The sequence below is a fragment of the Pseudomonas sp. GL-B-12 genome, assembly GCF_019955895.1.
Classification (GTDB): Bacteria; Pseudomonadota; Gammaproteobacteria; order Pseudomonadales; family Pseudomonadaceae; genus Aquipseudomonas.
Genome location: NZ_JAHBCX010000022.1, coordinates 190,582 through 211,472 on the forward strand (window position 1 = coordinate 190,582; position 20,891 = coordinate 211,472).

At 59.6% G+C, this 20,891-nt stretch carries 16 protein-coding genes; 6 read left to right on the forward strand and 10 right to left on the reverse strand.

Going from position 1 to position 20,891, the window contains the following annotated elements; translation table 11 throughout:
- Positions 1-47: 47 nt before the first annotated feature.
- The 7 genes from KGA85_RS13585 to KGA85_RS13615 all read right to left on the reverse strand — a co-directional run bounded on the left by KGA85_RS13585 (position 48) and on the right by KGA85_RS13615 (position 12,754).
- A complete protein-coding gene (locus tag KGA85_RS13585; protein WP_223543167.1) occupies positions 48-4,652 on the reverse strand; it encodes a dermonecrotic toxin domain-containing protein in 4,605 nt (1,534 codons plus the stop codon).
- 160 nt (positions 4,653-4,812) lie between these two features.
- Positions 4,813-5,913, reverse strand: a complete 1,101-nt coding sequence (locus KGA85_RS13590; protein WP_223543168.1) for a polyamine ABC transporter substrate-binding protein — start codon at positions 5,911-5,913, stop codon at positions 4,813-4,815.
- A gap of 15 nt (positions 5,914-5,928) precedes the next feature.
- The gene (locus KGA85_RS13595; protein WP_223543169.1) at positions 5,929-6,957 is read right to left on the reverse strand and encodes a histone deacetylase family protein; all 1,029 of its coding nucleotides are present in this window, start codon (positions 6,955-6,957) and stop codon (positions 5,929-5,931) included.
- A 148-nt stretch (positions 6,958-7,105) separates the two neighbouring features.
- Positions 7,106-8,104: an AraC family transcriptional regulator gene (locus KGA85_RS13600; RefSeq protein WP_223455264.1), complete on the reverse strand. Its 999-nt coding sequence runs from the start codon at positions 8,102-8,104 to the stop codon at positions 7,106-7,108.
- Between the two features lie 162 nt (positions 8,105-8,266).
- A complete protein-coding gene (locus tag KGA85_RS13605; protein WP_223543170.1) occupies positions 8,267-9,271 on the reverse strand; it encodes an asparaginase in 1,005 nt (334 codons plus the stop codon).
- A 165-nt stretch (positions 9,272-9,436) separates the two neighbouring features.
- Positions 9,437-10,888 (reverse strand): alanine/glycine:cation symporter family protein, encoded by a 1,452-nt coding sequence (locus tag KGA85_RS13610; protein ID WP_223455268.1) that lies wholly within the window; start codon positions 10,886-10,888, stop codon positions 9,437-9,439.
- A 441-nt stretch (positions 10,889-11,329) separates the two neighbouring features.
- Positions 11,330-12,754 (reverse strand): aspartate ammonia-lyase, encoded by a 1,425-nt coding sequence (locus tag KGA85_RS13615; protein ID WP_046038891.1) that lies wholly within the window; start codon positions 12,752-12,754, stop codon positions 11,330-11,332.
- A 180-nt stretch (positions 12,755-12,934) separates the two neighbouring features.
- Here KGA85_RS13615 and KGA85_RS13620 point away from each other — a divergent pair, with 180 nt between their 5' ends.
- Positions 12,935-13,846: a LysR substrate-binding domain-containing protein gene (locus KGA85_RS13620; RefSeq protein WP_223455270.1), complete on the forward strand. Its 912-nt coding sequence runs from the start codon at positions 12,935-12,937 to the stop codon at positions 13,844-13,846.
- A gap of 63 nt (positions 13,847-13,909) precedes the next feature.
- Here KGA85_RS13620 and KGA85_RS13625 read toward each other — a convergent pair whose 3' ends face one another.
- Positions 13,910-14,473 carry a hypothetical protein gene (locus KGA85_RS13625; protein ID WP_223455271.1) on the reverse strand — a complete coding sequence of 188 codons (564 nt, stop codon included), beginning with the start codon at positions 14,471-14,473 and terminating at the stop codon, positions 13,910-13,912.
- A gap of 462 nt (positions 14,474-14,935) precedes the next feature.
- Between KGA85_RS13625 and purE the strand changes: the two genes are divergently transcribed.
- The 4 genes from purE to KGA85_RS13645 all read left to right on the forward strand — a co-directional run bounded on the left by purE (position 14,936) and on the right by KGA85_RS13645 (position 17,657).
- The gene (gene purE, locus KGA85_RS13630; protein ID WP_223455273.1) at positions 14,936-15,427 is read left to right on the forward strand and encodes a 5-(carboxyamino)imidazole ribonucleotide mutase; all 492 of its coding nucleotides are present in this window, start codon (positions 14,936-14,938) and stop codon (positions 15,425-15,427) included.
- Positions 15,428-15,438: 11 nt separating this feature from the next.
- Positions 15,439-16,521, forward strand: coding sequence for a 5-(carboxyamino)imidazole ribonucleotide synthase (locus KGA85_RS13635; protein WP_223455275.1), 1,083 nt, complete (start codon positions 15,439-15,441; stop codon positions 16,519-16,521).
- Positions 16,522-16,787: 266 nt separating this feature from the next.
- On the forward strand, positions 16,788-17,033 hold the full coding sequence (locus KGA85_RS13640; RefSeq protein ID WP_008030708.1) for a GlsB/YeaQ/YmgE family stress response membrane protein: 246 nt from the start codon (positions 16,788-16,790) through the stop codon (positions 17,031-17,033).
- An 87-nt stretch (positions 17,034-17,120) separates the two neighbouring features.
- Positions 17,121-17,657 (forward strand): DUF3299 domain-containing protein, encoded by a 537-nt coding sequence (locus KGA85_RS13645; RefSeq protein WP_223455277.1) that lies wholly within the window; start codon positions 17,121-17,123, stop codon positions 17,655-17,657.
- A 58-nt stretch (positions 17,658-17,715) separates the two neighbouring features.
- On the opposite strand, the gene KGA85_RS13650 is transcribed toward KGA85_RS13645, so the two are convergent.
- Both KGA85_RS13650 and KGA85_RS13655 read right to left on the reverse strand, forming a co-directional pair.
- Complete coding sequence (locus tag KGA85_RS13650) at positions 17,716-18,615, reverse strand: D-hexose-6-phosphate mutarotase (protein ID WP_223455279.1); 900 nt, start codon at positions 18,613-18,615, stop codon at positions 17,716-17,718.
- Positions 18,616-18,684: 69 nt separating this feature from the next.
- A complete protein-coding gene (locus KGA85_RS13655; RefSeq protein ID WP_007942704.1) occupies positions 18,685-19,089 on the reverse strand; it encodes an acyl-CoA thioesterase in 405 nt (134 codons plus the stop codon).
- Positions 19,090-19,452: 363 nt separating this feature from the next.
- Between KGA85_RS13655 and KGA85_RS13660 the strand changes: the two genes are divergently transcribed.
- A complete protein-coding gene (locus KGA85_RS13660; RefSeq protein WP_223455280.1) occupies positions 19,453-20,751 on the forward strand; it encodes an MFS transporter in 1,299 nt (432 codons plus the stop codon).
- Positions 20,752-20,891 lie beyond the last annotated feature (140 nt).

Consider the following 20,891-nt stretch of genomic DNA (forward strand, 5'->3'; position numbering starts at 1 on the left):
TACGGGCTTCCCGGTGTTGTTCCAGAAGGCCAATTGGCGCTCCGGGTTTACGAGAAGAACAGCGCACGTGCCAGTTGCGGGCTGATCTCGCTGCGATAGATTGCAATCACTTGCGGGTTGGTGGTGGCCGAGCGCAGGTCGAATGCACCCGCCAGCAGTCGTTGATCCCGCAGTTTCAGATGGGCAACGGTGAAGGCGTCGACCGGCGCATCCTGGCTGGCATAGTGGAAATGCGCATACCACAGCACTTGCTGGTTTCGGCGCTCGCGAATTTCATATTCCTGCATGTAATCCTTGCGCGGGCCCTTGAGCCGGCGTCGATCACCGCTGCGCACGATGTCGATTTCATTTTTGCTTCGCAGCCACTGGACGCGGGCGGCCGTGGGTGGCTGCTGTTTGGTCATATCGATGCGTATCCGTTGACCCTCGGCGTACAGTCGATCACGCGCCTCGTTCAACTCTGCGCCCAGTTCCGTCGCGGTAACTGTGGGTCCATCGATGCTGTTAGAGTTGATCAGGGATTGCTCAAGGGTCCTGGCACTCTGGTCGAAATGGTCGGCTTTTTGCTGGAACAGTTCCTCGATTTCCACCGGGATGCGGCCGGGCTTTTTTGCGCTCGCTTCGGTTTGCTGGATAAAGCTTTCCAGGCCATCGAGCAGTGTCCGGCCATGGGCAATTTGCGTGTCGAGTGCCGGTGCTGGAACCGTCGGACGGCGACGTCTGGCCGGAACCCGTTCAAGCCAGACCCCGGGTGTTTTTTCGTGAAAGGTGGCGATGACTTTGCCGGTCATGGGTGCGCGCACATCAAGCAGAACCGGCTCTCCCGGTGCAGCGGAACGTACTTCGCCCACGACTGTGCCATTGAAGCGTGTTTTCACCACTCGTTTGCGCGATGCCGGTACAGACCTGGAAGGTCCTGGGCGGAGTTCTTTGGGTAGTTCCTCTCGTAGCAACTGTGCCAGGTAACCCTCGGTGTCCTGCTGGAATTCGTTGACCCGTTTGCGCAAGTGCTTGAGCGGTTGTTCCTGTACTGCATCCTTGTGGTTGACGGCGAAGTCCTCGAAGGATTGTTCAATGGCCACGAACTGTTCGAGCATGCCACTGAGTGCTTCGATGCGTTCACCTGCCCCCCAGGCGCTTTCTTGCAGCATCAGCTCTTGCGAGGTCTGGATAACCAGATTGGTCGTGTCGAGCAGGCGTGCGAATTCGCTTCGTGCTTCATTCAGGGCAACGCTGTCACCCTCATTGAGGCAAACCTCGCGGGCCAGGGAAACCTGGAGCGCCTTGAGATCGTTCAGGCTGTAAGCCGGCAGTTTGGCTTTGTAGGTGCTGACCATCTCCGCAGCACTTCTACCCAGTCGACTCAACTCCTGGAAACGTGAATGAGCAAACTCGATTTTGCCGATCATGCCCTCGGTCAGGCCGATCATTTTTTGATAGGTCGTACGGTCGCCAGCCCCGCCTGCCGTTTCTTCAGCTTCCAGCAGCGTCAGGGTCTCCTGCAGGGTTTCGGTGAAGGCTGGACTTTTTTGATCGAGCCATGTCTGGTTGAAAAACAGCTGGGTGCCGAGCATCTCGACCATGTCGGTGCGGAAACTGGAAACCGTTTCGAGCAGGTTCAATGATTTCAATTGTTCAATGGGAGCCGCGTATTGGCTGGTGCGCTGGTCGAGTTTATCGAGGAACTGCTGTTGAATGGCAGGCCGTATCTCGTCGCTGGCGACTTTCATTTTGTTGAATGCATCCGTCAGCTCTGTGCGTGCGCTTTCACGTTGGTTATTGAATTCGGCCAACTGCTGTTTGAGCTCGGTGACGCGCTGTCGATTTTGTTGTTTCAACGCCTTGCGTCGACTCGACAAACCACCGCCCCGCAGACGCAGGCGCGTATCGACAAACCAATCACCCCGTTGATTGCTGATCAATGCAGGGCCGCTGCGTAGGGGCTGTTGCCGTGAGTCGATAATCGATACCTCACCGGTTTCCTCAACGGCCACTTCGAACCAGCGCTCACCGACCGGGGCGTAGTACCGGGTCCCGTGGCGATAGAGGTGGCGGTAGACACCGTTGTTGCTGTCGGGTGGGGTGAGTGGTTCGGGTCTGGTGATGTTGAAGCGGTCCAGGGTTTTCGCCAGGCTCAGGGCGGCACCTGTCAGCACGGATATTCGATGCTGTGAAGAGGCAGGCTCGCCGACGGTATCGGGCAACTGAACAACCACAACAGGGGGGGATGCCGGTTTCTCCTCAACTTCGGTCGCTACCGTTGGCGAGGGCCTTTCCTCAATTCTGCGGGCAGTCGCATGGCGCGTGCTGGCGTGATGGGCGAGCACCATGGCCAGGGTCAGCAACAGGTCGGTCATTGCGGTTTTCTGTTGTTGTCGGTCACCGGTCTCGTCGGCGTCCACGGTTTGTTGCAGGTCATCCAGTACCTGCCAGATCCAGGCGGCCGTTCCGACGGTGCGGCCAAGAAAGGGCAGCGCCGCGTTTAGAATCATCCACGCCGCTTGCTTGAAGGTCGCCCAGCGATTCTGTGCATTGGACACCGATTGCTGTTGCGCCAGCTCGACCAGCGCGTTGACGTTGGCCTTGAACAAGTTGGCCAGATAATCAGCGGCGACGACCCCGGTACCCAGGGAAAGCGTACCGCCCATTTGCAGCGGGGTCAGTGGGTCAGCCAGGAGTTGCGAGAGGGACCAGACCGAAGGTCGGTCGCCGGTGAACACGTAGTTCGCGTAATTGGCGCGCACTCTGTCCGGCAACCAGGCGAGCACCGATTGACGCAATTTCGGCGTGTGTTTGATGGCATAGACCAGGTTGGCCGTTGTCGGGTACTGGCTCAATGGCTGATCGAGCAGGGGTCGGTAGAGCAGGCAGGGGCCTTTGTCCATCTGCCGTGGGCCGATCACGAACATGTTGGCCACTTCGTCCGCAGTGGCACTCAGGCGCCAGCCGGGATTGAGCGCCAGTGGGCGAATGACAATTTCCTGGCCATCCACCCAGCGGTTGGCATCAAGCGCTTGAACCACGGCCGCGACATAGCGGTAACCCCGTTCATCAATCCCGCCCTGTGCGCGAATCTTTTGCTGCAACGCCAGGAGCGGCAGCTCGACCCGCAAGTGGCTGGTGAACAAATTCTGGCGCCGCAGGCTCTCAAGGGGATCGTCGAGCAGTTTGCTTTTGATCAGCGTCGGATAGGTCTTGCCGATGTCGACGCTGGTGATCAGCGCCTCCAGGTAACTCACCGTCAACCATGCCGGCAGTGCTGTGGCGCTGGTGCTGCGCACGGTTTTGTCGCCCAGCGGCAGGGCAATCAGGTTTTGCAGTGCCAGGTCGACCAGGCTCAGCGTGGTGCGCTCGGGCTTGACCAGCGGCACGAAGGCGCCCCAGACCACCACGCTATCGACCACGATCTCGATGTCCGCCAGATTCAGTTGTGCGGCATCGGCGTGCTCTTTGAGCATGGCATCGCGCAGTTGATCCAGGGTGAACTCGCGGATTGGCTTGATCCCGTCTTGAAACGACTGACCGGCGTTCTGATTCTGTATTTGTGCCAGATCCATCAGGTGACGGCTGTAAGCGGTGAGATCGCTGGCTGAAGCGCTGGCCATCCAGTCCGGCAATACTTGCTCGACCCGATTGAATCGAGAGGGTTTTTGCTTGTCCTTTGGGTAGAGTTCGTTCGTTGAACGGCTGATGTGCGGTGCCAGGTCGGGATTCACCGCGCCGGTATCGTTCGCCAGGGCGCCAATCGAGTCCGCTTGCAGGGCAATCAGGTTGCACGCCAGATGGTCGAAGTAATTGCCCTCCGGCTCGATCAGGCGCCATTGCAAGGTGCTGCCGGTTGCCTGCCCATCTGAATACGTCAGCAAGGATTCTCCCAGTCCCTGTAACGAGTCGTAGGCCTGAAAGCCGCGGGTAATGGTGTGAGTAATGATGAGGCTGCGGGTGCCTTGGGTTCCGATCAGTACCGCCATGTCGAGGATGTTGAGGTGAGTCGAGACGCCCTCGCTCAAGCCGTCGAGGTCGATCAGGCATGCCCGCGAATGATAGGGGTCGTGAGGCTCGCGCGTGCTTTTTTCCGGGTAAGCGAACAGATTGCGGGCCATGGCGTAACGGTCGGTGTCCCAGTTCGAGTTCGAGTTCGATTCGATGTTCCACAGTTCGCGTAGCGAGTTGGACAGGCTTTTCCACCGTGGCGCGGACGCTCGGGTGTACTGGTTCCAGTAGTCGACCTGTTGCTCTTGAAACGCAACAAACAGCAGCGGCGCCAGCTCGTTGAGCAGTCGCCCGATGGCATCGATTCTGACGGGCAGTTGCGCCGGAGTGGATTTCAGCGGTTGCAGCGTGAGGTAGTGCTCGCCATCGAGGTAGACCACGGGGGTGGCCGCTACACCATGGCGTACCAGCGCGTCGGTCAACGATTCAAAGCGGCGTGGTCCTGGGACGACACGCTGTTCGTGAAGGGTCCAGGTCGGGGTAACCACCATGGCCAGGCGCGGGTCGATGTGCAGGTCCGGGTACAGCGCTTTCAGGGCCGGTTGCAATGCATGGGTGGCGACCTCCCTGATCGAGGGGCCGGCCACCAATTGGGTAAGCAAGGCGTCTTGATCAGCTGAGAGATCGGGAGCGGAAAGGGAGGTGGAAGTTTCGGGCATGGGTCACATCCTTTGTGGGGGCTGGCACCGTTGAACGTTCGGTGTGCGATCCCCGCAAGGTAGTGACGGGCAAGACGGCATTGGCGGTAAATAATTATTGCGGGCAAAAAAAGACCTGCGCAAAACGCAGGTCTTGATGGCGACGGGAACGACGCGGTTATCAGGTACCGGACTTGATCTTGGTCCAGGCCCGGGTTCGTGCACGTTCGGCATCGCGCGGCAGCGGTTGCAGGGTGTAGAGCGTGCCCATCGCCGCGTCAGTTGGGTACAGGTTGGGATTGTTGCGGATCGCCGGGTCGACCAGTTCCGTGGCGTCCTTGTTCGGGTTCGGATAACCCACGAAGTCGCTGACCGGTGCAATCACTTGCGGCTGCAGCAGGTAGTTGATGAAGGTGTAGGCGTCTTCGGGGTTTTTCGCCCCTTTCGGAATCGCCAGCATGTCGAACCAGATCGGCGCGCCTTCCTTCGGCAAACGCATGTCGACGACCACACCGTTCTTGGCTTCCTTGGCGCGGTTGGCGGCTTGCGAGAAGCTGCCGGAATAGCCGACCGCGACGCAGATGTCACCGTTGGCGATATCGGCCATGTACTTGGACGAGTGGAAGTAGGTGATATACGGACGGATCTTCATCAGCAGTGCTTCAGCCTTGTCGTAGTCCGCAGGCTTCTTGCTGTTGGGGTCCAGGCCGAGGTGTTGCAGAGCCAGTGGCAGTATCTCCGAGGGCGAGTCGAGCAGGGCGACGCCGCACTGCTTGAGCTTGCTGATGTTTTCTTCCTTGAAGATCAGGTCCCAGCTATCCACGGGTGCGTTGTCGCCGAGCGCGGCCTTGACCTTGTCCGGGTTGAAGCCGATCAGGATGGTCCCGTACATGTACGGCACGGCGAACCTGTTGCCCGGGTCGTTGGCTTCGATCAGCTTCATCAGCTTGGGATCGAGGTGGTTCCAGTTCGGCAGCTTGCTGCGGTCCAGGGGCTGGAACACCCCGGCTTCGATTTGCTTGGCGAGGAACACGTTGGACGGCACCACCACGTCGTAGCCGGAGTTGCCGGTCAGCAGCTTGGCCTCCAGCGCTTCGTTGGTGTCGAAGATGTCATAGACCAGTTTGGTCTGGGTGTTCTGGGTCTTGAAGTCTTCCAGGGCCTTGGGCGTGATGTAGTCGAACCAGTTGTAGACGCGCAACGTTCGCTCTTCAGCGTGTGCAGTGCCGCTGAGCAGCATGGCGCACAGGGCTGGAAAAATAAAACGCTTAAGACTTTTCATTCTTCTACTTCCTCATTAAGCGCTTTCAAAGCCTTCGAGAACGTTTACGGCATTGATGCCGATTTCTTCCACGGCATAGCCGCCTTCCATGACAAACAGCGTGGGTTTGCCGAGCGCTGCGATGCGCTTGCCCATGGCCAGGTAATCCGGGCTGTCGAGTTTGAATTGCGAGATTGGATCGTCCTTGAAGGTGTCGACGCCCAGGGACACCACGACGATGTCGGCGCCGTAGCTTTCGATCTCTTTACAGGCCTGTTCCAGCCCTGCGCTCCAGGTGTCCCAGCCTGAACCGGCGGCCAACGGATAGTTGAAGTTGAACCCTTCGCCGGCGCCTTCGCCGCGTTCATCTTCATAGCCGAGGAAGAACGGGAACTCGGCTTCCGGGTGGCCGTGGATCGAGGTGAACAGCACGTCGCTGCGTTCATAGAAAATCGACTGGGTGCCGTTGCCGTGGTGGTAGTCGACGTCGAGGATCGCGACCTTTTCATGGCCTTGATCGAGGAACGCCTGGGCGGCGATGGCAGCGTTGTTGAGGTAGCAATAACCACCCATCAAATCGCTGGCGGCGTGGTGTCCCGGTGGACGGCACAGGGCGAAAGCAGAACGGGCGCCGCGCTGGATTTCAGCTTGGGCGGTGAGGGCAACTTGTGCTGCGCTGTACGCCGCTTGCCAGGTGCCGGCGGTGATCGGGGCGCCGCCATCGAAGCTGTAGTAACCGAGTTCACCATGCAAGCTGGAGGGTTTGATGCGGCGCAGGGTGCGGGCTGGCCAAGTGTAGGGCAGCAAGTCACCGTCGGTGTTGTACTCGGTCCAGCGTGCCCAGGCGTCCTTGAAGAAGTCGAGGTAGTCTCGGCTGTGAATGCGCTCGATCGGCCCGAGGCCGAAATCCTTTGGCGCTTCGACAGGGCCCAGATTTTGATTTTGCACCCGTGCCAGCACGTGGTCGGCACGCGAAGGCATTTCGAAGCAGGGCTTGAGTTGCCCGTCTATCAATTCGCAACGGCCGTGGTGCAGGTGGTGATCATCCGAGTAGATTGTCAGCATTTCTTGTTCTCCGCAGGCTGGTTCGGTTGCACACAGTCTTGCGGCGCAGACGATTTTGGAGAACGGCAGGAAAGGCCAAAAGGGGATCGATACGGCCAAAACATTTGACCGAAATTCGCCCCTTGCTCGTACCGCCGCTCCCACAGGGTTATCCGTGTGGCCGAAACTGGCTGGGCGCCACACCACTCCAGCGCACAAACGCATGGCGAAAACTCGCGGTCTCGCTGAAGCCCAGGGCTTCGGCAATCTGATAGATCGGCAATTGATCCTCGCAAAGCATTTGCTTTGCCTGCTCGAAGCGCAGTTCGTCGAGCAGTTCCTGATAGCTGCAACCCATGTCCTTGAGATGCCGGCGCAAGGTCCGCGCCGAACAGTTCATTTGCTCGGCCAGCCCCTCCAGCCCGGGCGCGGCATTCAGTTGCGCGCTGAGCAATTGGCGGATCCGTCCCAGCCACGCCTGTCGCCCGGTGAACTCGATGTTCTGTTTGCGGCAGCGTTCGGCCATGGCTTGATGGGTGATGACATCGGCCAGCGGCAGTGGCTGGTCGAGCCAGCGCTTGTCGAAGGCGAAGGCATTGTTCCGCGCGCTGAAGTGCACTGGGCAGTTGAAGTGTTCGGCGTAGGTCGCTTCGTAGTCGGGCGCGGCATGTTCGAAGCGTGCGCCGAGCAAGGGCAGGGAATGGCCGAGCAGGTCGTCGCAGGTGACTTTCAGCGACACCAGGCAGAACTCGGCGTTGAACACCGCCATGGCCGGGCTCTCGCGGTAATCGGCGGCGGCGAACCAGATGCGCTCGCCATCGTCTTCAAGGCTCAGTTCGAAAAGTGTTCCCAGCAGCGCCGGATAGCGCATCGCCAGACGCAAAGCGTCACCGAAGGTGGCACTGGTGAGCAGGGCGTAACCGAGCATGCCATAGCAGGAAACGTGCATCCGCCGGCCCAGCTCCAGGCCGATGTCACGCTTGAGGGCAACGGCGTTGGCGCAGACCTGCATTTCCTGATTGGTGGTGATGCGCGTGTCGGTACGGTTCAGATCCGCCGCACAGATGCCGCTGCCGGCCAGCAGCGCTTCGCTGGACAAGCCTTGTGCCTTGAAGGCATCGAGTACCAGGGAGACCGCGTTGAGCGTGGTGAGGTGGGAGTGGAGCATGAGGACTTCCAGCCTTGGGATAGCTGGAGCGCAGCAAGTTGTATGCCGGGTGATGTCCCCTGTGGGAGCGAGCCTGCTCGCGATAGCGGTCTACCATTCACATTGATGTGACTAATCCACCGTCATCGCGAGCAGGCACGCTCCCACAAGGGTGATGTGGTGTCAGCTTAGTTCGCCGCACAGGTCGAGTTCGACGAGCCGACGGACTTCGCCCGCCTCAAGCCCCGCCCCCAACAACCCATGCAACTTACCGAACGCCGCCTCACGGGTCATGCCGCCACCGGACAACACGCCCACACCGCGCAAGCGACTGCCGGCTTCATAGACGTCCAGTTCAACTCCGCCTTCGTGGCATTGCGTGACTGCTACCACGACCACGCCGTTGTCCCGCGCACGTGCGAGGCTGGCGAGAAACCCGGGGTTGTCGCTCGGACCGGTGCCGCTGCCGTAGCACTCCAGCACCAGGCCCTGAATGCCGCTGTCGAGCAAACCATCCAGCACCTCGGCGCCGATGCCGGGAAACAGCGGCAGCACCGCGACGTTCGCCAATTGTTTGGGCTGGTTGTAATTCAGCTGCGACGGAACCGAAGTCGCCTTCACACCGCCGCCCTGACGCTCCAGTCGCTTGAACGGATGACGGCCGAAACTGCGTACCTTGGCGCAACGGGTCGGGTCCAGCCGTTCGCCATGGAAGTACAGATGCACGCCCGGCGCCAAGCCCTGGCCCAGTGCAACCAGCGCACCGCCGAGGTTTTCCCAGGCGTCGCTGTCAGTCACACCGGCCGGCAGCATCGAGCCGGTGAAGCACACGCGGGCATGCAGTCCGAGCAACTGGAAACTCATGGCCGCCGCGCTGTAGGCCAAGGTGTCGGTGCCGTGCAGGATCAGCACGCTGTCGCAGGCCTGAACATCCACCGCATCGACCACGGCTTCACGCAGCTGCTGCCAATACGTCGGGGTCATGTTGGCGCTGTCGATCAGCGGCGACATTTCACGGAAGCGCCACTGCGGCACCACCAGCTCAGGCTGGCTGTGCAGGTAGTCACGCATCCGCGCTTCGAAACCGGACGCCGGGGCCAGGCCATGGGCGCTGGCCTGCATGCCGATGGTGCCGCCGGTGTAGAGCACCATGACGTGCTGGGCGGCAGGGTAGTTATTGGCAACCATGGAGTTGTCTCCGCAAGAGATGACCTGTGGGAGCGAGCCTGCTCGCGATAGCGTGCTGTCAGTCACATCGCTTTCGGATGTGCCGCAATCATCGCGAGCAGGCTCGCTCCCACCCGTTATGCACTTTAACTGACGGGCGCAGAGGATGCGCCCGTCGTCTACCGATCAGCGTTGCGCTGCGGGTACACCTTGCGGCTCAACTTCAGCCTTGCCGACAGCGGCAGGCGGATTGGCCGGCCACGCCTGGCGATCCAGATCCAGGTCCGGGAACTTGGCAGAGTCGAACACCGGCGTCTTGATGCCAGAGGCGCGCTGGTCATCGTAGTCACGCAGGATGCGCATGCCGACCTTGAACAGCAGGAACAGCGCGATCAGGTTGACGAACGCGAGCATGGTCATGGTGATGTCGGCGAAGGCAAATACGGTGCCGAGGTTTTCGATGGCGCCCCAGAAAATCAGCACCAGTACCAGCGCGCGATAGCCCATCAGCGCCTTGCGGTTTTCACCGATCAAAAAGCGCAGGTTGCTCTCGCCCAGGTAGTAGTTGTAGAGGATCGAGGTGAACACGAACAAGGCCAGGGCCACGGAGATGAACATCCTGCCCCAGTCACCGACCACGGCGGCCAGCGAGTTCTGGGTCAGGGCAATGCCGTCGCCTTCGAAGCCCGGGGTGTAGAAGCCGGAGAGCAGGATCAGCAGCGCAGTGCAGGTGCAGATCACGAAGGTATCGAGGAACACACTGAACGCCTGAACCACGCCTTGCGCCACCGGGTGCTCGACCGCCGCAACCGCCGCCACGTTCGGCGCACTGCCCAGGCCTGCTTCGTTGGCGAACACGCCACGCTTCACGCCCATGACAATGGCGCTGCCGATCAGACCGCCGAAGGCCTGGTCCAGACCGAAGGCGCTCTTGACGATGGTCATCAGCATGCCCGGCACATGGTCGAACTGCAGCACGATCACGTAGAGGGTCACGCCGATGTACACCAGGGTTTTCACCGGCACCAACAGGTCGGCGACCTTGGCGATGCGCTTGATCCCGCCGATGAACACCAGGCCCAGCAGCACGGCCAGGCCGATGCCGGTGTAAGTGGTATCGAGACCGAACGCGTTGTTCAACGAGTGCGTCACGGCATGGGCTTGCAGGCCATTGAAGGCGAAGCCGAAGGTCACCAGCAACAGGAACGCCATCACCATGCCAAGCCAGCGTTTTTGCAGGCCGTGCTGGATGTAATAGGACGGGCCGCCACGGAAGGTGCCGTCGGAGTCGCAGCGCTTGTAGAGCTGGCCGAGGGAGCATTCGAAGAAGCTGCTGGACATGCCGACCAGCGCGGTCACCCACATCCAGAACACGGCACCGGGGCCACCGAGGGTCACGGCAATGCCGACACCGGCGATGTTGCCGGCTCCGACGCGGCCGGCGAGGCTGAGCATCAGGGCCTGGAACGAACTGAGTTGCCCGGCGCTGCTTTTGAGGCTGTCGCGGAACACCGCGAACATGTGGAAGAAGTGACGCAATTGAACGAAACGCGAGCGGATCGTGAAGTAGCTACCGAGCCCGACTATGAGCACGATCAGTACTTTCCCTGAGAGGAAGTCGTTAATGACTTCGAGCATGGATTATTCCTCGCTGTTTTTTGTGTAGGCAACAATGCTGGCCGGACAGACACATCGAGTTACACCGCTTGGCGCACGGCACAATGGGCGGTTCGAAGTTCGTCCCGGTTTCATATCGCGGGTTTGTTATTAGTTCGGGTTTCGCATGGGTTGTGGCCTCGCTACCGACGACCGCTCACGCGAAGAGGGGCGGCACTATACCGATGACGGTGCCGTCCGTCTGCACGGTTGTGGTGCATGCGGTGAAGCGAAGCCTTTGAAACACCTGACATTTTTGCTGTCAGGCTCTTGTGGGTGCGAGCCTGCTCGCCCCCCACAGAAGACGTTTGTCCTTTCAAACAGTTAAAAAAAAGGGCCTGGAGATTGATCTCCAAGCCCTCAAAAGGTGAGAGGTGTCTAGTCCCTCGACCTGGTGAGCGGTGCTACAAGTAACGCGTCGGGTTATGCCTTCAGAGGCACCAGACGCGGAGCAATCATGTTTTCCGGGCGCAGGATGTCGGCGAGCATGGCTTCGTCTAGCAAACCTTCTTCGCGCACCAGTTCCAGCACGCCGCGGCCGCTTTCAAGGGCGAGGCCGGCGATGCGGGTGGCATTTTTGTAGCCGATGTACGGGTTCAGCGCGGTGACCAGGCCGATCGAGTGCTCGACCAGTTCACGGCAGCGGGCTTCGTTGGCGGTGATGCCGACGATGCAGTGCTCGCGCAGCATGTCCATGGCGCGTTGCAGCAGGCGGATCGAGTCGAAGATCTTGAAGGCGATCAGCGGCTCCATCACGTTCAGTTGCAGCTGGCCGCCTTCGGCCGCGATGGTCAGGGCCAGGTCGTTGCCGATGATCTGGAACGCCACCTGGTTGACCGCTTCCGGAATAACCGGGTTGACCTTGCCTGGCATGATGGAGCTGCCTGGCTGACGTGCCGGCAGGTTGATCTCGTTGATGCCGGTACGTGGGCCGCTGGACAGCAGGCGCAGGTCGTTGCAGATCTTCGACAGCTTGACCGCGGTGCGCTTGAGCATGCCGGAGAACAGCACGAAGGCGCCCATGTCGGAGGTGGCTTCGATCAGGTCGGCGGCCGGTACCAGTGGTTGACCGCTGATCACGGCCAGACGCTGAACGGCCAGGTGCTGGTAACGCGGGTCGGCGTTGATGCCGGTGCCGATCGCGGTGCCGCCCAGGTTCACTTCGGTCAGTACTTCCGGAGCCAGAGTCTTCAGGCGTGCCAGGTCTTCGCCCAGGGTGGTGGCGAACGCACGGAATTCCTGACCCAGGGTCATCGGAACGGCGTCTTGCAGCTGGGTACGACCCATCTTCAGGACGTGGTTGAATTCTTCACCCTTGGCCGCGAACGCCTGAATCAGGCTGTCGAGGCTGGCGAGCAGGGCGTCGTGACCGAGCAACAGACCCAGACGGATTGCCGTCGGGTAGGCATCGTTGGTCGACTGCGCCATGTTCACGTCATCGTTCGGGTGCAGGTACTGGTACTCGCCTTTCTGGTGACCCATGGCCTCCAGTGCGATGTTGGCGATGACTTCGTTGGCATTCATGTTGGTCGAAGTGCCAGCGCCGCCTTGAATCATGTCCACCACGAACTCTTCGTGGAAGTCACCGCGGATCAAACGTGCACAGGCTTCGCTGATGGCGGCGTGCTTGGCTTCGCTCAGGTGACCCAACTCACGGTTGGCGTCAGCAGCGGCCTGTTTAACCATGGCCAAGCCGACAACCAGTTTCGGGTAGTGCGAAATCGGAACGCCCGAAAGGCGGAAGTTATTCACCGCTCGCAGGGTCTGGATACCGTAATACGCTTGAGCCGGTACTTCGAGGGCGCCAAGCAGGTCATTTTCTGTGCGGAATGATGCAGCGGAGGACATGATAGAAATCATCTCAATATGGACCCGGTCTGTGCCGGAACGCTGCGAATGCTAGGCCTGTGGAGAATTTTGGGCCAATGCTGTTAAACACTAGGCTATGCATATTCGGCATAATGCCCGTGTGACGCCGGCTTGACGGCGAACGTGTGACCTAAATTGGTGCGTGTCCGGGAGGACGTGATGAATCTGGAAAGCAAATGGCTGGAGGACTTCAGTGCCCTGGCCGCCACCCGCAGTTTCTCCCAGGCCGCCGAGCGGCGTTTCGTGACGCAGCCAGCGTTCAGCCGGCGAATCCGCAGCCTTGAGGCCGCGTTGGGGCTAACCTTGGTCAACCGTTCGCGCACGCCGGTGGAACTGACGGCGGCGGGGCAATTGTTTCTGGTCACCGCGCGCACCGTGGTCGAACAGCTCGGCGAAGTGCTGCGCCATCTGCATCACCTGGAAGGCGGGCAGGGCGAAGTGATGCAAGTTGCTGCCGCGCACTCCCTGGCGCTCGGTTTCTTTCCGCGCTGGATCGCGCAGTTGCGCAACGAAGGCCTGAACATCGCCACGCGGCTGGTGGCGACCAACGTCGGCGACGCGGTGCATGCCTTGCGCGAAGGCGGCTGCGATCTGATGCTGGCGTTCTACGACCCGGACGCCGCCATGCAGATGGACCCGGAAATCTTCCCGTCGCTGCACCTTGGCCACACCGAGATGTTGCCGGTGTGTGCCGCCGACGCCGACGGCAAACCGCTGTTCGATCTGGAAGGCGAAGGCAGCGTGCCGCTACTGGCGTACAGCGCCGGAGCGTTTCTCGGCCGGTCGGTGAACATGCTGCTGCGTCAACGGGCGCTACGCTTCACCACCATCTACGAAACAGCCATGGCCGACAGCCTGAAAAGCATGGCCCTTGAAGGCCTGGGCATCGCCTGGGTGCCGCAACTGAGCGTGCGCGCCGAGCTGGCGCGGGGTGAGCTGGTGGTCTGCGGTGGGCCGCAATGGCATGTGCCGCTGGAGATTCGGTTGTATCGCTGCGCTCTGGTACGCAAGGCCAACGTGCGGTTGCTTTGGCGCAAGCTTGAGGGTGGCGCGGCGAGTTCTGCTGCTTGAAGGCAAAATGTGATCAAGGCCGACGGAGTTGGCCTTGATCCGCTGAAAGGGTGTCGTTCACTGTTAGCCATACCGTTTGAGGTAGTTGCGAATATTCTCCTGATTTTTACTGCTGAAGCTGAACGCAGCAGTTTTCTCTGTAGTTGCATACATGACCGACTTGGCGTGACCCCAGTAAGTTCTAACGTCGCCACTGTCTTGATGCGTTGCATTGAACATGTGACCGAACTCGTGGGCTGCAGTGGATTTCGGATCGAACGAGGCGATTCCCAAGTTGCCCGGGGTATAGGCAACACCTAAAGTTGTTTTATTAATGCTGTCGCGCGTTAAGAGTAAACATTTGTAAATGCTGTTGTCGTGAATAGCGGATTTTGCGCTGTTAATGTATTTCAAAAGTCCAGCCTCTAGCGACACAAACAGGTCGTCCAGATCTTCGGTTTTATAGTCCAGGCTGCTCAAGGCCGGTGCATCTGAAGGTTGCACGAAGGTAACGTCGGTGATACGGCCTGAAATTCGTGCAATTTCATCTGCCAGCCAATCGAAGTGGTCTTGGTAGAGCAGGTCTTCGTTAGTTCCTTCCAAGTCATTGTGTATGAATACGATCAGCATAATTGGTCGCTTTGCCATAGGTGGTTCCTTTTAAAATGCGTGATTTTTAGTCTTGATCAAGTTGTGTGGGAATGTAAAATCTTGAATGCCGATCATTGGAGAAATTTCGCTTTTGTTCGATAGGCTTTCAACTCGATGGTGTTGAGAGCTTATATATAATTGATATTTTGTTTGAATGTTTGGTAGTGTTTTAAAAGTTGTTGCTGTGCACTTTTAGAGATTAATTTTTTTAGATGGATTTGGTGTTTGAGTAGAGCCATTGGTGCGGGAATTTTCTTGATCCTTAAGTCAATAAAATTGCCGATTTGCATCCGATGACAGATGGTCGCAACAGGGGCTGTTTATCTGCCTCATTGAGGTATACTGCGCGGCCTTCGGCCGGTTACGACCGGCCATAATTCGTACAATCAAGCCACGCATCCTGCGTGGCTTGTTGTTTTTTGACGCGCCTGCGGGCGCCCAGAGAGAAGAGGCACGACGATGAGTGCACTGGTTGGCGTGATCATGGGCTCCAAGTCCGATTGGTCCACCCTTAGCCACACCGCCGATATGCTGGAAAAGCTCGGCATCCCTTACGAGGTGAAAGTGGTCTCTGCCCACCGTACCCCGGACCTGCTGTTCCAGTACGCTGAAGAAGCCGAGGCGCGTGGCATCGAGGTGATCATCGCCGGTGCCGGTGGCGCGGCCCACTTGCCAGGCATGTGTGCGGCCAAGACCCACCTGCCGGTGCTGGGCGTACCAGTACAATCCGCAATGCTGTCGGGCGTTGATTCGCTGCTTTCCATTGTGCAGATGCCAGCGGGCATTCCGGTCGCCACCCTGGCCATCGGCAAGGCGGGCGCGATCAACGCAGCCCTGCTGTCGGCGAGTATCCTTGGCGCCAAGCACCCGCAGTTCCATACGGTGCTGAAAACCTTCCGTGCTGAGCAGACAGACAGCGTCCTGGACAATCCAGACCCACGCATCGCCTGAGGTTGTTGACGATGAAGATCGGTGTAATCGGTGGCGGCCAGTTGGGTCGCATGTTGGCACTGGCGGGCACTCCGCTGGGCATGAACTTCGCTTTCCTGGACCCGGCGCCGGATGCTTGCGCAGCCGCGTTGGGCGAACACCTGCGAGCCGATTACGGCGATCAGGATCACCTGCGTCAGTTGGCCGATGAAGTCGATCTGGTGACCTTCGAGTTCGAAAGCGTTCCGGCCGAGACCGTGGCCTTCCTGTCGCAATTCGTTCCGGTCTATCCGAGCGCCGAAGCCCTGCGCATCGCCCGCGATCGCTGGTTCGAGAAGAGCATGTTCAAGGACCTGGGGATTCCTACCCCGGCGTTCGCCGACATTCAGTCCCAGGCTGATCTGGACGCTGCCGTGGCTTCCATCGGTCTGCCGGCGGTGCTGAAGACCCGTACTCTGGGTTACGACGGCAAGGGTCAGAAAGTCCTGCGCACCCCTGAAGATTTGGCTGGCACTTTTGCCGAGCTGGGCAGCGTGACCTGTCTGCTGGAAGGCTTCGTGCCGTTCACCGGTGAAGTCTCGCTGATCGCCGTGCGTGCCCGCGATGGTGAAACCCGCTTCTATCCGCTGGTACATAACACCCACGAAAGCGGCATCCTCAAGCTGTCCGTGGCGAGCACCGATCACCCGTTGCAAGCCCTGGCCGAAGACTACTCCAGCCGTGTGCTCAAGCAGCTGGATTACGTCGGCGTGATGGCGTTCGAGTTCTTTGAAGTCGACGGTGGCCTCAAGGCCAACGAAATTGCCCCGCGGGTGCACAACTCAGGGCACTGGACCACCGAAGGCGCCGAGTGCAGCCAATTCGAAAACCACCTGCGGGCCGTTGCCGGTCTGCCGTTGGGTTCGACGGCCAAAGTTGGCGAGAGCGCGATGCTCAACTTCATCGGCAAAGTGCCGGACACCGAGAAGGTCGTGGCCATCGCCGATTGCCATCTGCATCACTACGGCAAGGCCTTCAAGGTCGGCCGCAAGGTCGGTCACGCCAACCTGCGTTGTGCAGATCGCGAAACGCTGACCGCGCAGATCCTCAAGGTCGAAGCGCTGATCGCCGAATAGTTTCATGTGGCTGCGGCGGAACCATTCAGGGACCGCCGTTCTCTCATGGCAGGATGCCAAAGTCTGACTAGGCTTTGGCTAGGTGTCCTGTCTCACCAATACTGTTCCTTTTTGACGGTGTCTGTTGCCGTCATGCTGCGTTGCCGCTCCTCGCCATAGCCAGCTATGACTCGTCGCGGCGCCTTGCCTGACAACAACAGTCACTCGTCAAAAGAGGAACATTATTGGTGAGACAGGACACATCTACCAAATCAGAGGGAAATGCCATGGGAATCATCGGAACCATCTTTATCGGCTTGATTGTCGGCCTGCTGGCGCGGTTCCTCAAACCGGGCGATGACAGCATGGGCTGGATCATGACCATCCTGCTCGGTATCGGCGGTTCGCTGGCGGCCACTTACGGCGGTCAAGCCCTGGGCATCTATCAGGCTGGCCAGGGCGCAGGCTTCATCGGTGCACTGGTAGGCGCCGTTGTGTTGCTGGTGATCTACGGACTGATCAAAAAGAACTGAACCAAGTGACAAAGTCCTCTCGGCCGCACAAGCCGGGAGGGCTAGAATGCTCGGCGTTTCCTGATCCTTCCTATACCGAGCTCCTTCATGCGCCGTCTTCTGCTGACTCTACTTTTATTGGGAACGGGCCTTGCCCATGCCGGCGAACTGCCGGAAACCGACTGGCTCGAACTGATGCCCAAGTCGGACCAGAAGGCCCTCGAGGCCATGCCTGAAATCGACCACAACTCCCCTGAAGCCAATGGCACTTTCACCGACAAGGGTGGGATGAAGCAGGCCAAAGGCTTGCCGGCGGTGATGTACTCGACCAAGACCGTTGCGTCGATGAACGACAAGAATATCCGCATTGGCGGTTACCCGGTGCCGCTGGAGTCCGACGCCAAGGGCCGCAGTACGTTGTTCTTCCTGGTGCCGTACCCGGGCGCCTGCATCCACGTGCCACCACCGCCACCCAATCAACTGGTGCTGGTGCGCTATCCCAAGGGCCTGAAGCTGAACGATATCTACACGCCGCTGTGGGTTACTGGCACGCTGAAAGTCGAGAAGGTCAGCAATGACTTGGCCGATGCGGCGTATGCGCTGGATGCGCAGACGGTGCGGGTAGTGAAAGAGTCGGATCTTTAAGGACAGCACCAAACCAATGTGGGAGCGAGCTCGCTCCCACAGGGATTTATTGCGTTTGTTAGAGCGGCTTGCTACCGACGCTCACACCCAGGGTGTGGCTTGCCCCTGGTTTCAGGTTCACCACATCGCCCATCACGTTCGCCGTCTCGATGCACAGAATGTGCTGCCAGCCATCGTCGGCCATGTCGCTGAACGCGGCGGCGCGGTCGATCCATGGGTTCCAGATCACCGCGGTGCGCGAGCCAATGCTGGTCAGTTCGATGCGTCGCTCCCAAGCTGGATCGACGATGCTCAACTGCGACGGGACGTCCAGGTAGATGCGATCTGTCTCGCCGGTAAAACGCAAATCACCGGTCTGGGTAACGGTTTTCCAGTTGTCCAGCGTTTCGATGTAGCTCAGGCCATCCACACCTTCGACATGCACTTCGCGCACATCGCTGACGGCAAAGTAACTGTGCAGCGCCTGACTGATGCTGACGGTTTGAGCGCCCCGGTTGTGGCTGATCAGATGGATGTGCAATTGCTCGTCGAGGCGAATGCTCAGCGTCAAATCCACCTGGTGCGGCCAGCCGGGAAAGCCGCCTTCGGGGTAGGGCAGGAGGAATTCGACCTTCAGGCTTTCGCCTTCGGCTTCGATGCCGCCCAGTTCCCAATCCATCGCTCGCACGAAGCCGTGAGCCGACGGCGCTTCATTGCTGGTGCGCATCGCCTGCACGCTTTGCGGGTTGCGTTCAAAGTTGCCGAACCACGGCCAGCACACAGGGACGCCGGCACGGATGCTTTTCCCGGTCTTGAACACAGCCTCGTCGTTGAGCCAGATCAGCGGCGGCTGGCCGGCCAGTTGATAGCTGAGGATGTGCGCGCCTTGCTGGGCCACCAGTAATTCGGCCTGACCGTGACGGATGCGCCAGCAGTTCAGTTCATCCAGCTTTACGGCTTCAACATTGGGCGTGCTCATGGGACAGCTCTCGATCAGTAACGTGGACGACTATCGACCGCAAAACGGCTGCTAGGTTTAGAAGCTCTTTCAGCGAGCCCGAGGCGGAACCGAACGGGTGCGGCCGCTGCCGTCGATGGCAACGAACACAAACACCGCTTCGGTTACTTTACGCCACTCGCTGGACAGTGGATCGTCGCTCCAGACCTCGACCATCATCTTGATCGAGCTGCGACCGATTTCCAGGGCCTGGGTATAAAAGGAGAGCTGAGCGCCCACCGCCACCGGAACCAGAAAGGCCATGCGGTCGATTGCAACGGTGGCAACGCGTCCACCGGCGACCTTGCTGGCCATCGCGGTACCTGCCAAATCCATCTGCGCCACCAGCCAGCCACCGAAGATATCGCCAAAGCCGTTGGTTTCGCGAGGAAGCGCGGTGATTTGCAGGGCCAGGTCGCCTTGCGGGATCGGATCTTCTTGTTCGAGCTCTATCATTCCGGGGGTGCCTCTGACCCGTGACTCTTCGTTGGTATTGCTGGTGGTAGCCGTCTTCGGGAAAAACGATTCAGCACCGAACATACTACGTTCGTCACGTTTTCCATAAGGCGCCTAAAGGGAAACTCTGCGAAATCGCCTATGAACCTGACAGGCGTTTTCGCACAGCAACCCCTCAAAAACCGGAGCAAGGTTTGAGTATATCGGTCGGTAGACTCCGCGACGACCGTCCGGTTCTCATTTTGACTGTCAAAAACGCACCTCTATGTGCTTTTTCGAACAATTTGCTATCGTGCCGGACCTGCCCAAACCTCAGCCAGCGTTGTTGAGGTTGCAGATCCGACTATAAGAGAAGCCCTTGCCATGACCACAGCGCCCTCGAGCATCGCGCAGCCAGACCAACCCGCACGTCCGCTGACCCGCAACGACTACAAGACTCTATCGCTGTCGGCCCTGGGCGGCGCGCTGGAGTTCTACGATTTCATCATCTTCGTGTTCTTCGCCACGGTGGTGGGCAAGTTGTTCTTTCCGGCGGACATGCCTGAATGGCTACGCCTGATGCAAACCTTCGGCATCTTCGCCGCAGGCTACCTGGCACGGCCGCTGGGCGGCATCGTAATGGCGCACTTCGGCGACCTGCTGGGCCGCAAGAAAATGTTCACCCTGAGCATTTTCATGATGGCGGTGCCGACCCTGATCATGGGTTTGCTGCCGACTTATGCGCAGATCGGCATGTGGGCGCCGATCCTGTTGCTGCTGATGCGGGTGATCCAGGGCGCGGCCATTGGCGGTGAAGTGCCGGGGGCGTGGGTCTTCGTTTCCGAACACGTTCCGCAGCGGCATGTCGGCTACGCCTGCGGCACCCTGACCAGCGGCCTGACGGCGGGCATCTTGCTCGGTTCGCTGGTGGCCACGGCGATCAACAGCCTCTATACCTCGGTGGAAGTAGCGGATTACGCCTGGCGCATTCCGTTCCTGCTGGGGGGCGTGTTCGGTCTGTTCTCGGTGTACCTGCGTCGCTGGCTGCACGAAACCCCGGTGTTCGCCGAGCTGCAACAGCGCAAGGCCCTGGCCGAGGAAGTGCCGTTGCGCGCGGTGCTGCGTGACCATCGTGGTGCCATCGCCATTTCGATGCTGCTGACCTGGCTGCTGTCGGCCGCCATCGTGGTGTTGATCCTGATGACCCCGACCGTTTTGCAGACGGTCTATCACTTCTCGCCAACCACGTCCCTGCAGGCGAACAGCGTGGCGATCGTGTTCCTGAGTTTTGGTTGCATCATTGCCGGCGCACTGGCCGACCGCTTCGGTGCGGGACGAGTCTTCGTGATCGGCTGTACCGCGTTGCTGGCCAGTTCCTGGACCTTCTACCACAGCCTGGCAGATCATCCCGACTGGCTGTTCCCGATGTATGCCGTGACCGGTCTGCTGGTCGGCACCATCGGCGCGGTGCCGTATGTGATGGTCAAGGCCTTCCCGCCGGTGGTGCGTTTCAGCGGCTTGTCGTTCTCGTACAACGTGGCCTACGCGATTTTCGGTGGTCTGACGCCGATGATCGTCAGCCTGTTGCTTAAGGAAAGTGCGATGGGGCCTGCTTATTATGTGGCGGTGCTGTGTGGGGTGGGGATTCTGGTCGGCGCCTGGCTATGGAAGAAAGGCCGTTGATCCGTTAGTAGTGGCAACGGTTGCGCGCTGCGTTCCCGGCTAAATCCCGCCAATTCCTACATTTACAGTTACAACTGAAAGGCCAGCCTTCCGAGTGGAATACTGGCCTTTCATCCAATTGTCATATTTCAGCCATAGAG